Consider the following 13930-nt stretch of genomic DNA (forward strand, 5'->3'; position numbering starts at 1 on the left):
CCGACCGCGCCTCCGAGGACTGCCCGGCGTCCACCACGCCCCGCATCATCACCAGGATGCCCACGGACTGGAAGGTGGCCACGAACAGCAGCGGGATGCGCGCCACCCGTGCCCGGGCGAGCTGCGCCCGGTACACGGCCGCGAGCGCCGGCAGCAGCCTGGCCGCGGGGGCGAGCGGAGCGGGGGCGGCCGTGGACCGGTCGGTCCGCGGGGGCACCGAGAGCAGCGTCACTTGGCCAGTCCTCCGTGGCGGCCGCCCAGCTTGAGGTACGCGTCCTCAAGGCTCGGGGTGGCGAGGGTGAAGTCGTCGAGGGCGGCGAAGGCCGGGCCGGTGGTGACGGCGGCGACCAGTTCGCGGGCCTGCTCGGGGGTGGTGCGGACGGTCCAGCGGCGGCCGGTGCACTCGGCCCGCTCGCGCAGCGCGGCGACGGCGGGCACGCCGACCGGCGCCTCGTCCCGCCAGACCAGGTCGAGCCGGACGTCACCGTCCACCAGCGCCTTGAGCCCGCCGGGCGTGTCGCAGGCGATCACCCGGCCGTCGTCCACCACGGCGACCCGGTCGAGCACCGTCTCCGCCTCGATCACGTTGTGGGTGACCAGCAGCACCGTCGTCCCGTGCTCGGCGCGCCGCCGGTCCACGGCGCTCCACACGGCCCGCCGGGCGACGGGGTCCATGCCGGTGGTGGGCTCGTCCAGGACGAGCAGCGGCCGGTCCCCCACCAGGGTGGCCGCGAAGCAGGCGAGCCGCCGCTGTCCGCCGGACAGCTTGGCGAGCGGCCGGGTGGCGATCGGCTCCAGTCCGAGCTCCGTCAGCACGTCCGCGGCCGTACCGCGGGCCTGGGCCCGGGTGAGTCCGCGCAGCCGTCCGGTGGTCTCGGCGGCGAGCGCCACCGTCAGCTCGTCCAGCGCGGTGGATTCCTGCCCGAGGTAGCCGAGCAGCCGGGCGGCCCGCTCGGGGTGCCGCACGATGTCGTGGCCGAAGAGTTCGACGGATCCCGAGTCGGGGCGCAGCAGCCCGGTGAGCTGGCGCACCAGCGTCGACTTCCCGGCTCCGTTGGGCCCGAGCAGCCCGAAGACCTCGCCCCTGCGGACGGTGAGGGTGATCCCGTCGTTGGCCCGGATCTCGGTGGCGGCCGCGCCGCGCCCGCTGCGGTAGGTCCTGACCAGGTCGCGCACGACGGCGCACGGCTGGGGTTCCTCGGGTGCTCGCCCGGCCGTCTCGTTCACGACCGACGACTCTACGCGCTCGTACGGGCGAACCGGACAACGGGGCCCCGCCGACCCCCCGGGCCGCCGACCGGCCTGCTCAGTCGTCGACGACCATCGACCCGCCCGGCACCCGGGCCGCCAGTTCCTTCCAGAACCCGGCCCGGATGGCGTAGCGGTCGTGCTCGTCGATCTGGTCGTCCTTGTGCGCCAGCAGCCCGAAGCGGGCGGCGTAGCGCAGCAGCTCGCCGTCCACCCGGTGCGGGATGCGCGGGTAGTCGGGCCAGAGCATGGTGAGTCTCTCGGTGTCGCCGACGCGGTCGCTCCAGCGGCGGGCGAAGACCTGCCCGACTTCGTGGGCGTCGCCGCCGATGGAGGTGATGTCCTCCTCGCGGTCGGCCCAGCGCTGCTCGGCGGTGGTGAGCTGGGCGAGGGTGGGCAGGCTGTCGCCGGCGGTGACGGCGGGCTCCGGGGCGGGCCGGTCCACCCAGCCGCGGTCGGAGGACCAGCGCAGCACCGGCCCGGCCTGCGCGACGGCCCCGTGCCCGTTGACCCCGTGTCCGTTCGCGGCGTGCCCGTTCGTGCCGTGGCCGGTGGCCCCGGGGCCGCCGGTTCCGTTCGCCGACGGGGTGATCGCGGTGACGGAGGAGGCCCGGCCGGCGAGGTCCTTCGGCGTCGGGACGACCTTGAGCGCGGCCGCGGCCGGCTGCGACCGGCCGTCGGCGTCGGGGTCCGCTCCCGCCGAGGCCGCGGCGGTGGCCGCGGCGCCCGCGGCGGCGGCCACCGGACGGACCACCGGCGGCACCACGGTGGGCAGGACGGCGGGCGGGGCGGCGAGGATCTTGGCGATCTCCTGCCGGGCCCCCGGGGCCGGGAACATGCTGGAGTGCTCCCGCAGCGAGAAGGACCCCTCGATCCACTCCCGGTCCAGCACCCGCCGCTCGTCCGCCTCGCCGACCAGGTCCTCGGACTGGTTGAAGTCGCCGTCGGCGGCCTGCAGGGCCCATAGGTGGACGGCCACCCCGTGTTCCTTGGCGGTCATCATGCCGGGCAGCAGGTCCCCGTCACCGGTGATCAGCACGACGTCGGCGCAGGCCCGGTTGCGGGCGAGTTCGGAGAGTTCGGCGTGCATCGCGGCGTCCACGCCCTTCTGCACCCAGCGCCCCTCGGCCCGGGTGAGCGCGCCGAGCCGTACGGTGACCCGGGGCAGTACCCGCAGCCGCCGGTGCTCGGGCATCGGGCGCCGGTCGGGCGCGGCGTCGAACCAGTAGATCCGCAGCAGCGGCAGCCCGGTCTCGGCTTCGGCGCGCTCGCGCAGTGCGGTGATCAGGGCGGTGTGGTTCACCGTGACCTTGGACCGGGACGGATCCCCGGCGAGCAGGCTGGCGGCGGCGCCCAGCAGATATCCGGCGTCCACCAGGACGACACAGCGGTCCATCGCGCACCTCTTTTCGCTCGCCCTCGGAATCAGTCGGGTGGGTCGATTCGGGAATGGGCGGTTCTCCCGCCGTCCGGGCGTGCCGAGGTGAGGGGCCCCCGTCGTCGCCCGATCGTTGGGTCACCTTTTACCCCCGGTTCGCCCGCCGAACCTCGCCGGTTGTCCGGGTGCCGCAACAGCCGCCCCGGCGCGGAGCGAACAAAAGCGAAGGCGGGCCCCGTACAACGACGAGGCCCGCCCGAGGTCACGCGGCGGCGTTCCGGCCGGTGGACGCCGGTGGTCCGGCCCGGGGTCCGGCCCCCCGCACTGGACCGGAGGTGCTCAGCCCCGGAGCTCGGCGGCGACCAGCTCGGCCAGCTGGACGGCGTTCAGCGCGGCGCCCTTGCGCAGGTTGTCGTTCGAGACGAACAGCGACAGTCCGTTGTCCACCGTCTCGTCCACCCGGATGCGGCCGACGTAGCTCGGGTCCCGGCCGGCGGCCTGGAGCGGGGTGGGGATGTCGGACAGCTCGACGCCGGGGGCGCCGCTGAGCAGCTCGACGGCGCGCTCGGGGCTGATCGGGCGCTCGAAGCGGGCGTTGATCTGCAGCGAGTGGCCGGAGAACACCGGGACGCGCACGCAGGTGCCGGCGACCTTCAGCTCCGGGATGCCGAGGATCTTGCGGCTCTCGTGGCGGAGCTTCTGCTCCTCGTCGGTCTCGTTGGAGCCGTCGTCCACGACGGAGCCGGCCAGCGGCACCACGTTGAAGGCGATCGGCCGCTGGTAGACCTTGGGCTCCGGGAACTCGACGGCACCGCCGTCGTGGGCGAGCGCGGCGGCGCCCAGCTCGACGACCTTGGCGGCCTGGTCCTGGAGCTCGGCGACGCCGGCCACGCCGCTGCCGGAGACGGCCTGGTAGGTGGAGACGACGAGCGCGGCCAGGCCGGCCTCCTCGTGCAGCGGGCGCAGCACGGGCATGGCGGCCATGGTGGTGCAGTTCGGGTTGGCGATGATGCCCTTGGGGCGGTCCGCGACGGCCTCCGGGTTGACCTCGGAGACGACCAGCGGGACCTCGGGGTCGCGGCGCCAGGCGGAGGAGTTGTCGATCACGACGGCACCGGCCGCGGCGACCTTGGGGGCCAGGGCCTTGGAGGTGGAGCCGCCGGCCGAGAAGATCACGATGTCCAGGCCGGTGTAGTCGGCCGTGGCCGCGTCCTCGACGGTGACCTCGGTGCCCTGCCAGGGCAGCGTGCGTCCGGCCGAGCGGGCCGAGGCGAACAGCCGCAGCTGCTCCACGGGGCCCAGTCCGCCTTCACGACCAGCGCGCTCCGCCAGGATCTCGCGGACCACGCCGCCGACCTGGCCGGTGGCACCGACAATGCCGATCTTCATCTCCGACTACTCCTCTGAATGGTGCTGTTCACAGCCGCACTCTGCCCATCATGCCTTGTCACGCGGGTGGGGCGGCCTGGTGTTCCACGGTGTGAGAGGCCGCCCGGACGGGCCCTATTGGTCCAGACCACTGGCGAGGGCCAGTGCGGCGTCGACCTCCGACCGCCCGGCCGGCAGCAGCGGCAGCCGCACGTCCGGGGTCGGGATGCGGCCCTGGGCGTGCAGCACGCCCTTGGTCACCGACGGGTTCGGCGCCGTGAAGGCGGACAGCGCCAGCCCGGTCAGCCGGTGCCCGAGCGCCCGTGCCCGCGCAACGTCCCCGGCCTGCCAGGCCTCGGCCAGCTCGACGAACCGGGCGGTCGCCAGGTGGGCGGAGGCGAGGATGCCGCCGGCCGCGCCCAGCGCCAGCATCGGCGAGAGGAACGCGTCCTCGCCGGTGAGGAAGGCGAATCCGGCCGGGGCCTCGGCGAGCAGCTCGGCGGCTGTCCGGTCCAACCCCCCGGTCGCGTACTTGACGCCCACCACGCCCTCGATCGCGGCGAGTTCGCGCAGGGCGGCAGTGGAGAGCTGCTGCCCGGTGCGGTACGGGATGTGGTAGACGATCAGCGGCAGCGGGCTGCTCGCGGCCAGTGCCCGGAAGTGCGCGACCGTCCCGGCCTCGCCGGCCCGGACGAAGGACGGCGTGGTGACCAGCGCCGCCGCCCGCGGCACCCGCGCGCCGAGCGCGGCCAGCGCCTCGCCGACGGCCCGGGTGTCGCCGCCGGAGGCTCCGACGGTCAGCTGCGCCCCGCGCGTGGCGCAGGCGGCCGCGGCGACGTCCACCACCGCGTCCCGCTCCTCGGCGGTCAGCGCGGCCGGCTCGCCGGTGGTGCCGAGCGCGACCAGCCCGGCCGCCCCGGCGTCCAGGACCTCGTGCGCCAGCTTCTCCAGTGCGTCGAGGGCGACGGAGCCGTCGGCGGCGAAGGGGGTGATCAGGGGGACGTGGATGCCCTTGAGTTCCATGTCCACGATCCTGCGGCCCGTCGATCGACCAGGTCCAGTTCATATTTCCGACGCTTCTCGTAAGCTGAGCCGATGCTCGACTAGGCTGGCCCGATGCTGGACGTCCGACGCCTGCGCCTGCTGCGCGAACTCGCCCACCTCGGCACCATCGCGGCCGTCGCCGAGGCGCTGTCCTTCAGCCCTTCGGCGGTGTCCCAGCAGCTGTCCGTCCTGGAGAAGGAGGCGGGCGTCCCGCTGCTGGAGCGCACCGGGCGGCGGGTCACCCTCACCCCGGCCGGACTGGGCCTCGTCCGGCACGCCGAGGCGGTGCTCGCCCTGCTGGAGCAGGCCGACGCCGAACTCGCCCACGCCAAGCGGGGGTTGGCGGGCCCGCTGCGGATCGGCACCTACCCGTCGGCGGCCCGGGCGATCATCCCGGCGGTGCTCGCCGAACTGGCCGGCTGGCACCCGGGGCTGGAACCGATGGTCACCGAGGTGGACCCGGCGGCCGTCGGGGCGGCCCTGCGGGCGGGCGAGCTGGACGTGGCGCTGGTGCACGAGTACGACCTCGTCCCGGCCGACCCGGAGCCGGGCCTCGCGGTGACCCGCCCGGTCTTCACCGAGCCCATGTACCTGGCCGCCCGCGCCCCGGGCACCGTCGCCGAGCAGCGCGGCGCCCCGTGGATCATGTCCCCGCCCGACACGCTCTGCCACACCATGGCCGTCCGGGCCTGCGAGGCGGCGGGCTTCGCGCCGCGCATCCGGCACCAGATCGACGACTTCACCACCGTGCTGGCCCTGGTCGCGGCCGGCCAGGGCGTCGCCCTGGTCCCCCACCTGGGCACGGCCGGCCTCCCGCCCGGGGTCGTCCTCACCCGCCTGCCGATGTACCGCCGCACCCGCGCCGCCTTCCGCGCCGGCGCCGGCTCCCACCCGGCCATCTCCGCCTTCGTCTCCGCCCTGCACACGGCCGTCCCGCCGGGCCTGGGCGGTGGCACCTGAGCCGGAGCCCCCGGGAGGGGCTCCTCCCCGGACGCGAAAGGCCCGGGGCACCCACCGCGACGGGTGCCCCGGGCCTTTCGCCTCCGCGCTCCTAGCCCGCCAGGCAGCTCGGCCCGAGCAGCTGCTTCAGGTCCCCGAACAGCGCCGGGTCCGACTTCACCCGGTGCCGGTCCAGGCGCAGCACCGTGGTCTTGTTGCGACCCTCCAGCCGCACCCGCACCTCGGTGGTGCCGCGGTGGCTGCCCAGCACCTCGCCGAGCCGGGCCACCAGCGGCGGGGTGACCTTCCCGCTCGGGATGTTGATGACGATCGGCGCCTCGGCGTGCGCGTTCGACAGGTCGGGGGCGGACAGCTCCATCCCCATCAGCCGCGGCACGTCCTCCCGCTTGTCCAGCTTGCCGCGCACGAAGACGACGGCGTCCTCGACGAGCTGCGAGGACACCAGCTGGTAGCTGGCCGGGAAGAACATGCAGTCGATCGAGCCCGCGAGGTCCTCGACGGTCGCGATGGCCCAGGCGTTGCCCTGCTTGGTCATCTTCCGCTGGAGGCCCGAGATGATGCCGCCGATGGTGACGATCGTCCCGTCCGGCCGCTCCGCGAGGTCCGCGACCGCGCAGTCCGCCTTGTCGGCGAGCACGTGCTCGATGCCGTGCAGCGGGTGCGAGGAGACGTACAGGCCGAGCATCTCCCGCTCCTGGGCGAGCAGGAAGGACTTCTCCCACTCCTCCTCGGAGAAGACGACGTCCAGGCCGAAGCTCGGCTCGTCCGCGGTGGCGTCGCCGCCGAAGAGGTCGAACTGCCCCTCGGCCTCCTTGCGCTTCACGCCGACGACGTTGTCGATCATCGGCTCGAACTGCGCGCTCAGGCCCTTGCGGGTGTGGCCGAGCGAGTCGAAGGCACCGGCCTTGATCAGCGATTCGACGGTCCGCTTGTTGCAGACCACCGACTCCACCTTGTCCAGGAAGTCGGGGAAGGACGCGAACTTCCCCTTCGCCTTCCGGGTCCTGATCATCGAATCGACCACCGGCCCGCCGACGTTGCGGATGGCGGTCAGGCCGAAGCGGACCAGGGTGTCACCGTGCGGGGTGAAGTCCGAGTCCGACTCGTTGACGTCCGGCGGCAAGACCTGGATGCCCATCTTGCGGCACTCGTTGAGGTAGACCGCGGACTTGTCCTTGTCGTCCTTGACGGAGGTGAGCAGGCCGGACATGTACTCGGCCGGGTAGTTGGCCTTGAGGTAGGCCGTCCAGTACGAGACCAGCCCGTAGCCGGCGGTGTGCGCCTTGTTGAACGCGTAGCCGGAGAAGGGGACGAGGACGTCCCACACGGCCTGGATGGCCGCGTCGGAGTAGCCGCGCTCGCGGCAGCCCTTCTGGAAGGGGACGAACTCCGCCTCCAGGATCTCCTTCTTCTTCTTGCCCATGGCCCGGCGCAGCAGGTCCGCCTGTCCGAGCGAGTAGCCGGCCAGGATCTGCGCGGCCTTCTGCACCTGCTCCTGATAGACGATCAGGCCGTATGTCGGCCGGAGCACCTCCTCCAGGGGCTTCTCCAGCTCCGGGTGGATCGGGGTGATCTCCTGCTGGCCGTTCTTGCGCAGCGCGTAGTTGGTGTGGGAGTTGACGCCCATCGGGCCCGGACGGTACAGCGCCAGAACGGCGGAGATGTCCTCGAAGTTGTCGGGCTTCATCAGGCGCAGCAGCGAACGCATCGGCCCGCCGTCGAGCTGGAAGACGCCGAGCGTGTCGCCGCGGGCGAGGAGTTCGTAGGTCGGCTTGTCGTCGAGCGGCAGCTTGAGCAGCTCGATCTTCTCGCCCTTGTTCCGCTCGATCGCCTTGACGGCGTCGTCCATGATCGTCAGGTTGCGCAGGCCGAGGAAGTCCATCTTGAGAAGGCCGAGGCCCTCACAGGTCGGATAGTCGAACTGCGTGATGGTGACGCCGTCGGTGTGCCGGGTCCAGACCGGGATGTGGTCGGTCAGCGGCTCGGCGGACATGATGACGCCGGCGGCGTGCACACCGGGCTGGCGGATCAGGCCCTCGATGCCGCGCGCGGTGTCGATGACCTTCCGGACGTCCGGGTCGGTCTCGTACAGCCCGCGGATCTCGCCGGCCTCGCTGTAGCGCGGGTGCGAGGAGTCGGTGATGCCGGAGAGCGGGATGCCCTTGCCCATGACGTCCGGCGGCATCGCCTTGGTGATCCGGTCACCCATCGCGTACGGGTAGCCGAGGACGCGCGAGGAGTCCTTGATGGCGGCCTTCGCCTTGATGGTGCCGTACGTGACGATCATGGCGACCTTGTCGGATCCCCACTTCTCCGTCACGTAGCGGATCACGTCACCGCGCCGGCGCTCGTCGAAGTCGATGTCGACATCGGGCATGGAGATGCGCTCGGGGTTGAGGAAGCGCTCGAAGATCAGGCCGTGCGGGATGGGGTCGAGGTCGGTGATGCCCATCGCGTACGCGACCAGCGAGCCGGCCGCCGAGCCACGGCCGGGGCCCACCGCGATGCCCTGGCTCTTGGCCCACATGATGAAGTCGGCGACCACGAGGAAGTACGCCGGGAACCCCATCTGGATGATGGTGTCCATCTCGTACTCGGCGAGCTTCTTGTGCTCCTCGTCGTACCCGCCCGGGAAGCGCCAGTCCATCCCCTCCCAGACCTTGGACTTGAAGAAGTCCGCCTCGGACTCGAAGCCCTCCGGGATGGGGAAGCGGGGCATCAGGTTCTTGAACTTGAACATGCCCTCGGTGTCGACCCGGGAGGCGACGAGGAGCTGGCTGTTGCGGCAGCCCTCCTGCCAGGCGTCCGAGGAGTCGAGGGCGTACATCTCGGCGGCGGACTTGATGTAGTAGCCGGTGCCGTCGAAGCGGAAGCGGTCCGGGTCGGAGAGGTTCTTGCCGGTCTGGACGCAGAGCAGGAGGTCGTGCGCGCCGGCGTCGGCCTCGGTGGTGTAGTGCGAGTCGTTGGTGACGACCGGGGGGATGTTGAGCTTCCTGCTGATCTCCAGCAGCCCGTCACGGACCCGCTTCTCGATGTCGAGGCCGTGGTCCATCAGCTCCAGGAAGTAGTTCTCCTTGCCGAAGATGTCCTGGTAGTCGGCGGCGGACTTCAGCGCCTCGTCGACCTGGCCGAGGCGCAGCCGGGTCTGCACCTCGCCGGAGGGGCAGCCGGTGGTGGCCATCAGGCCGCCGGACAGCTCCGCGATCAGCTCCTTGTCCATCCGGGGCCACTTCACCAGCCAGCCCTCGGCGTAGGAGCGCGAGGTCAGCTTGAAGAGGTTGTGCAGGCCCTCCTTGTTGCGGGCCCAGATGGTCTTGTGGGTGTACGCGCCGGACGCGGAGACGTCGTCCCGCTTCTGGTGCGGCTGGCCCCACAGGATGCGCTTGGTGTTCGAGCGGGACTCCGGGGCGACGTACGCCTCGATGCCGATGACGGGGGTGATGCCCGCGTCGGTCGCCTGCCGGTGGAACTCGGCGGCGCCGTACATGTTGCCGTGGTCGGTCATCGCCACGTGGGTCTGCCCGAGGCGCTCGACCTCCTTGAACATCTGCTTCAGCCGGGCGGCACCGTCCAGCATCGAGTACTCGGTGTGGACGTGCAGATGCGCGAACGGCTGATCGCTCAAGGCGGGGCCTCCGGAGGCTCTGGTGCTGGTCTGGTGGGCCGGCGAACGCGCAGGCCACAGGGGATGCCCTGGAAATGGATGTGGCCCGGAGCACCTCTCGGGGCCCGGACCACCACTCACACGTTCACGCGTCCACTTTAGCCCCCGGAACGACCGGCCGGTTCGTCCGGATGAGGACCGGCAAGTCGAGCCCCGGCGGCCTCGCGGATCTCCGGCTCCTCCATCGGATCGTCGCGGAGGCAGGCGAGGCGGTCCCGTACGTCGGGCCGGTCGGGGGCGTGCTCGACGGCCAGGAGCCGGGCTCGCGGTTCGCAGTCCCACAGCGACTCGGTGTACGCCTCGGCCAGGCCGGCGGCTCCCATCGCCGCCAGCGCCTCCAGGTACGCGGGACGCTCGCACGAGTGCGGGGTCGCGAGCCAGAAGCGGCGCAGCAGGGAGGCGGCACCGGCCGCCTCCGGGCCGAAGCGGGCGAGGCCCCGCGCGAGGGCGTCCGGGCCGCACCAGGCACGGTCCACCCACTGCTGCTCCAGCCCGGCGATCAAGGTCGGCACGTCACCCTGGGCGCCCGGCACCGCGGAACCGTGCCCGGAAAGCCGGTCCCGCTCCGGAGCTTCCGGGACGGGTGCCGGCAGCGCCTCCCGGGCTTCCTCCGAACCGCCGAGTGCCAGCAGTTCCAGCACCCTCATGGCCCGGTCACGGGTGCCTTCGTCCCCCGCCAGAAAGTCCACCACCGGGCTGACCGGCAGCTCCGAGTCCCGGATCAGGCGGGCCAGGTACAGGGCCCGGTCATCCACCTGCCGGTCCCATCGCCACTCCCAACGGATGCAGCCGTAGACCAGGTCGGCGACCGCCGCCGGGTCCTCGGCGGCTATCCGCGCGCCCTGGCCCCGGCCGCGCTGGAGGAGGCCGAGAAGGGTGGTCGGCGGCGCGTAGTGGTCGCTGTGCATGGGGTCCATCGTGCCGGAGCCCCCGGCGCGGGGCGGCGGGGGCCGGCGGGTCAGGCGTCCTCGTCGGGCGGCGGGGCCGCGCGGAGGGCGGTGACGACGCCCAGGGCGACCGTGGAGATCGCGAGGGCGAGGAGGACGGCGAAGGCCGTCCCGATCAGGTATCGCACGAGGTCCCGCGCTCGGCGTCGAGGAGCAGGGTGAGGAGGTTGAGGAGCGTCGAGGCCGGCGCCGTGTTGAAGCGGACGAGGACGCGGCCGTCCATGGTCCGGTCGGTGCCGATCGAGGGGAAGATCAGGCCGAACTCGCGCCCCCGCTCCACGACTTCGTCCAGGAGGGCGCGGACGTGGTCCTCGGTGTAGTAGCGGATCCGGGGGTCGGTCGGCAGCATCGGGTGACGGCCGGGACGGTAGACCATCAGGCGGCATCCTTCCGCAGCTCGAACCAGACGGATTTGGCCCGCTCGTGCGGGTCGACGCCCCAGCGGTGGGTGAGGGCGGCGACCAGCTGGAGGCCCCGGCCGGACTCGGCGAGCAGGGACAGCGGCGGGGTGGCGGGGAGGACCGGGCTCTCGTCCGTGACGGAGACGCGGAGGGAGTCGCCGACGGAGATGATCTCGACCAGCGGCGCGGGGGTGTCGGTGTGGCGCCAGGCGTTGACGAGGAGCTCACAGAGCGCGAGCTGCGCGTCGAAGATCGGCGAGGGGGACCAGCCGACGCGGGTCATGGTGGTGTGGAGGGTCTGCCGCGCGATGGCGATGGTGGGGGTGTTGATGTGACGCATGGGAGTACTCCCGGGATGCGAAAGAAATGGCTTGGCGTAAGCCAGAGCTGACGATCCATCGGATCGATGTGAAATCGACAGTACCTCAGTGGCATCACACGTGATCCCGAATCCGGATAGATTCATCCTCAAGTGGACCCCGCGCGCAGCAGCGCGGCAGACTTGGGACACGCCGGCCAGGAAGGGACCAATGCCGCCACGAGTCAACCCGACGCTCCGTCAACGCCGCGTCGGGACAGAGCTTCGTAAGATGCGCGAGGCCGCCGGACTTTCGACCTCGACTCTGAGCAGAGCCCTCGGCATCGACAGGACTCAGGTAAGCCAGATAGAAGCGGCCAAGGTCGGCGTGAGCCCGGAGCGCCTCCGCTCCCTCGCCGCCGCCTGCAAGTGCATGAACGAACCCCTGATCGACGCCCTGGAATCCATGGTCCAGGACCGATCCAAGGGCTGGTGGGAGGACTACCGCGGCACCATCCCGGACGGCTTCCTTGAAGTCGCCGAGCTTGAGAAGAGCGCGGACAGCCTCATGCTGTGGGTCCTCACCCACATGCCCGGCCCCTGCCAGACAATCAGTTACGCATCATCGATGTTCGAACGATCGATCCCTCCGCTTCCTCGGCATGAGCTGGAGGCCCGAACCGCGTTCAGAATGCATCGCAAGGCGGATCTGCGACGCGATCAGAAGCCGATGACCTTCTTCATCTATGAATCGGCACTGTGGACCCGCTTCGGCGGCACCGAGATCCTCCGGGAGCAGCTCGCTTCCCTGCTCGAAAACTCCGCGCAGCCGTGGATGACCATCCGAGTCGTACCGTTCGACGTCGGCACCTTCCCCGGAGCTGTTGAGAACCTCACCTACGCATCCGGCAAGGTGCCGGAGCTCGACACGGTGGAGATCGAGTCCTCCCGCGGCCCCGTCTACATGGATGCCATCAACGAACTCACGAGCTATCGGTCCATCTTCGCCCGCACCGAATCGATGGCGCTGAGCGAGAGCAAGTCTCGTAGCCTGATTCGCAAGATCGCACAGAGCCTATGAAAGGCCGAACATGACCTACACCGAGTGGCAGAAGTCATCCTTCAGCGGGAACGGCAGTGAGTGCGTGGAGGTCCGCAAGGCCGTCAGCCTGGTCGAACTCCGCGAGTCCGACGAGGGCCACCTCATCCTCCGCGCCACCCCCAGCGCCCTCGCCTCGCTCCTCCAAGCCGTCAAGGCCGGCGAATTCGACCACCACGCCTGACGCTTCACACCACTCGCGCCCCCTCGCCCGCCCCGGGCGAGGGGGCGGGGGCGTCACGTCGCCCCCGGCCGGCTGCGCGCCCGGGTGAACCGGCGGTACGCGAGATGGACCGCGAGGCCCAGCAGGACCATGACCACCGACGCGACCAGCGCGACCACGTCGAGCACGTTCCGGACCAGTGAGTCCCAGAAACCGATGCTCGAAGCGAGGGCGGCGGTGTCGGTGTGCCGGGGGTCGTACACCACCGTCACGGTGTCACGGGCCTTGACGGTGCCCGTGACGTAGGCGAGTCGGGTCTCGACGGACGCCCCCTCGGACGTCGTGAACCGCACCCGGCACTCGGAGTTGCCCGCCGGGTTGTCCTGCGGCCCGCTCACCTCCACGCACTCGGTGACGACCGCCGGGACATGGACGCCGCGACTGCGCAGATCCGACGTCACCCCCATGTCGTGCGGTATCAGGTAGACCAGGCTGAGGACGAACAGCAGGACCCCCAGGCCGATCATCGCCAGCGAACCGTTCCGCACGGTCCGGCCGTGGTCCGGCGCGTTCTCCATCGATCCCCCCGGTGTCAGCCCAGCTGCCCACGTGCGCTCACGCTAGCCGCACCCACCGACACCGGCGGTGCCCCGCGGACGCGAGCTGGAGGACATGCCCTATGCCCGGACCCTCCGGCGCACCAGCTCCCTGATCTCCTCCGGGAACGCCTCCACCGCCAACAGGCCCGGCAGCAGCTCCGGTTCGGTCGTCACCGCGCGGAACGACCGGGCCACCGTGACGTCGTGGTCCGGACGGTGCACCACCTCCACCGCGTCCCCGGCGCGCAGCTCGCCCGGTGCGACCACCCGCAGGTAGGCGCCCGGCAGGGCCGCCTCGGTGAAGCGCCGGATCCAGCCCTCCCTCGCCAGCCAGCCCTGGAAGGTGCCGCAGGGGATGCGCGCGCAGGACACCTCCAGGACGACGTCCGGGCCGATCCGCCAGCGTTCCCCGATCAGCGCGTCGTTCACGTCCAGGCCCGTGGTGGTCAGGTTCTCGCCGAAGGAGCCGTCGGCCAGTTGCCGGCCCAGCTCCGTCTGCCAGCCGTCCAGGTCCTCCCGGGCGTAGGCGTAGACCGCCTGGTCGTCGCCGCCGTGGTGCTTCACGTCGTACACCCGGTCCCCGGCCAGGGCGACCGCGCCCGTGCCCCGGGGGCCCGGTGCGGCCACCGCGACCGGGCCGTCCACCGGGCGCTTGTCGATGCCGGTGAACCCGAGGTCCTTCTTCCACGGGTTCGGCCGGGGCCTGCCGACGTTGACGGAGAGCAGTCGCGCCTGTGCGTCCATACGTCGACCGTACGCCG

13 protein-coding genes and 1 pseudogene are annotated in these 13930 nt (G+C 71.7%); 3 read left to right on the top strand and 11 right to left on the bottom strand.

Translation table 11 applies throughout. From position 1 onward, the window contains the following. From ACWGJO_RS32790 to ACWGJO_RS32810, 5 genes and pseudogenes are all read right to left on the bottom strand, one after another. Nucleotides 1-232, bottom strand: a pseudogene (locus ACWGJO_RS32790) (ABC transporter permease); the annotation flags it as partial. Further along, complete coding sequence (locus tag ACWGJO_RS32795) at nt 229-1227, bottom strand: ABC transporter ATP-binding protein (protein ID WP_452189338.1); 999 nt, start codon at nt 1225-1227, stop codon at nt 229-231. The pseudogene ACWGJO_RS32790 and the gene ACWGJO_RS32795, both read right to left, overlap by 4 nt. 79 nt (nt 1228-1306) lie before the next feature. Then, the gene (locus tag ACWGJO_RS32800) at nt 1307-2644 is read right to left on the bottom strand and encodes an NYN domain-containing protein (RefSeq protein ID WP_452189340.1); all 1338 of its coding nucleotides are present in this window, start codon (nt 2642-2644) and stop codon (nt 1307-1309) included. A gap of 321 nt (nt 2645-2965) precedes the next feature. Next, nucleotides 2966-4015: an aspartate-semialdehyde dehydrogenase gene (locus ACWGJO_RS32805; RefSeq protein WP_359908324.1), complete on the bottom strand. Its 1050-nt coding sequence runs from the start codon at nt 4013-4015 to the stop codon at nt 2966-2968. 114 nt (nt 4016-4129) lie between these two features. After that, a complete protein-coding gene (locus ACWGJO_RS32810) occupies nt 4130-5017 on the bottom strand; it encodes a dihydrodipicolinate synthase family protein (RefSeq protein WP_452189342.1) in 888 nt (295 codons plus the stop codon). 93 nt (nt 5018-5110) lie between these two features. Between ACWGJO_RS32810 and ACWGJO_RS32815 the strand changes: the two genes are divergently transcribed. Further along, a complete protein-coding gene (locus ACWGJO_RS32815; protein WP_452189344.1) occupies nt 5111-5998 on the top strand; it encodes a LysR family transcriptional regulator in 888 nt (295 codons plus the stop codon). Between the two features lie 91 nt (nt 5999-6089). Here the strand turns inward: ACWGJO_RS32815 and dnaE are convergent, their stop codons facing one another. The 4 genes from dnaE to ACWGJO_RS32835 form a co-directional block, all read right to left on the bottom strand. Further along, a complete protein-coding gene (gene dnaE, locus ACWGJO_RS32820) occupies nt 6090-9623 on the bottom strand; it encodes a DNA polymerase III subunit alpha (RefSeq protein WP_452189346.1) in 3534 nt (1177 codons plus the stop codon). 137 nt (nt 9624-9760) lie between these two features. Next, nucleotides 9761-10570, bottom strand: a complete 810-nt coding sequence (locus ACWGJO_RS32825; protein WP_452189348.1) for a hypothetical protein — start codon at nt 10568-10570, stop codon at nt 9761-9763. A 154-nt stretch (nt 10571-10724) separates the two neighbouring features. Further along, nucleotides 10725-10985: a hypothetical protein gene (locus tag ACWGJO_RS32830; RefSeq protein ID WP_452189350.1), complete on the bottom strand. Its 261-nt coding sequence runs from the start codon at nt 10983-10985 to the stop codon at nt 10725-10727. Then, complete coding sequence (locus ACWGJO_RS32835) at nt 10985-11350, bottom strand: ATP-binding protein (protein WP_452189352.1); 366 nt, start codon at nt 11348-11350, stop codon at nt 10985-10987. The genes ACWGJO_RS32830 and ACWGJO_RS32835 overlap by 1 nt, the downstream gene beginning before the upstream one ends. Before the next feature lie 190 nt (nt 11351-11540). On the opposite strand from ACWGJO_RS32835, the gene ACWGJO_RS32840 reads away from it, so the two are divergent. Continuing rightward, the gene (locus ACWGJO_RS32840) at nt 11541-12389 is read left to right on the top strand and encodes a helix-turn-helix domain-containing protein (protein ID WP_452189373.1); all 849 of its coding nucleotides are present in this window, start codon (nt 11541-11543) and stop codon (nt 12387-12389) included. A gap of 10 nt (nt 12390-12399) precedes the next feature. Further along, nucleotides 12400-12591, top strand: coding sequence for a DUF397 domain-containing protein (locus ACWGJO_RS32845; protein WP_452189354.1), 192 nt, complete (start codon nt 12400-12402; stop codon nt 12589-12591). A 53-nt stretch (nt 12592-12644) separates the two neighbouring features. Here ACWGJO_RS32845 and ACWGJO_RS32850 read toward each other — a convergent pair whose 3' ends face one another. Together ACWGJO_RS32850 and ACWGJO_RS32855 are read right to left on the bottom strand one after the other, a co-directional pair. Beyond that, complete coding sequence (locus ACWGJO_RS32850) at nt 12645-13148, bottom strand: hypothetical protein (RefSeq protein WP_452189356.1); 504 nt, start codon at nt 13146-13148, stop codon at nt 12645-12647. Between the two features lie 99 nt (nt 13149-13247). Continuing rightward, nucleotides 13248-13913, bottom strand: a complete 666-nt coding sequence (locus ACWGJO_RS32855; protein ID WP_452189358.1) for an MOSC domain-containing protein — start codon at nt 13911-13913, stop codon at nt 13248-13250. Between the last annotated feature and the right edge of the window lie 17 nt (nt 13914-13930).

This window comes from Kitasatospora sp. NPDC054795 (assembly GCF_053611565.1).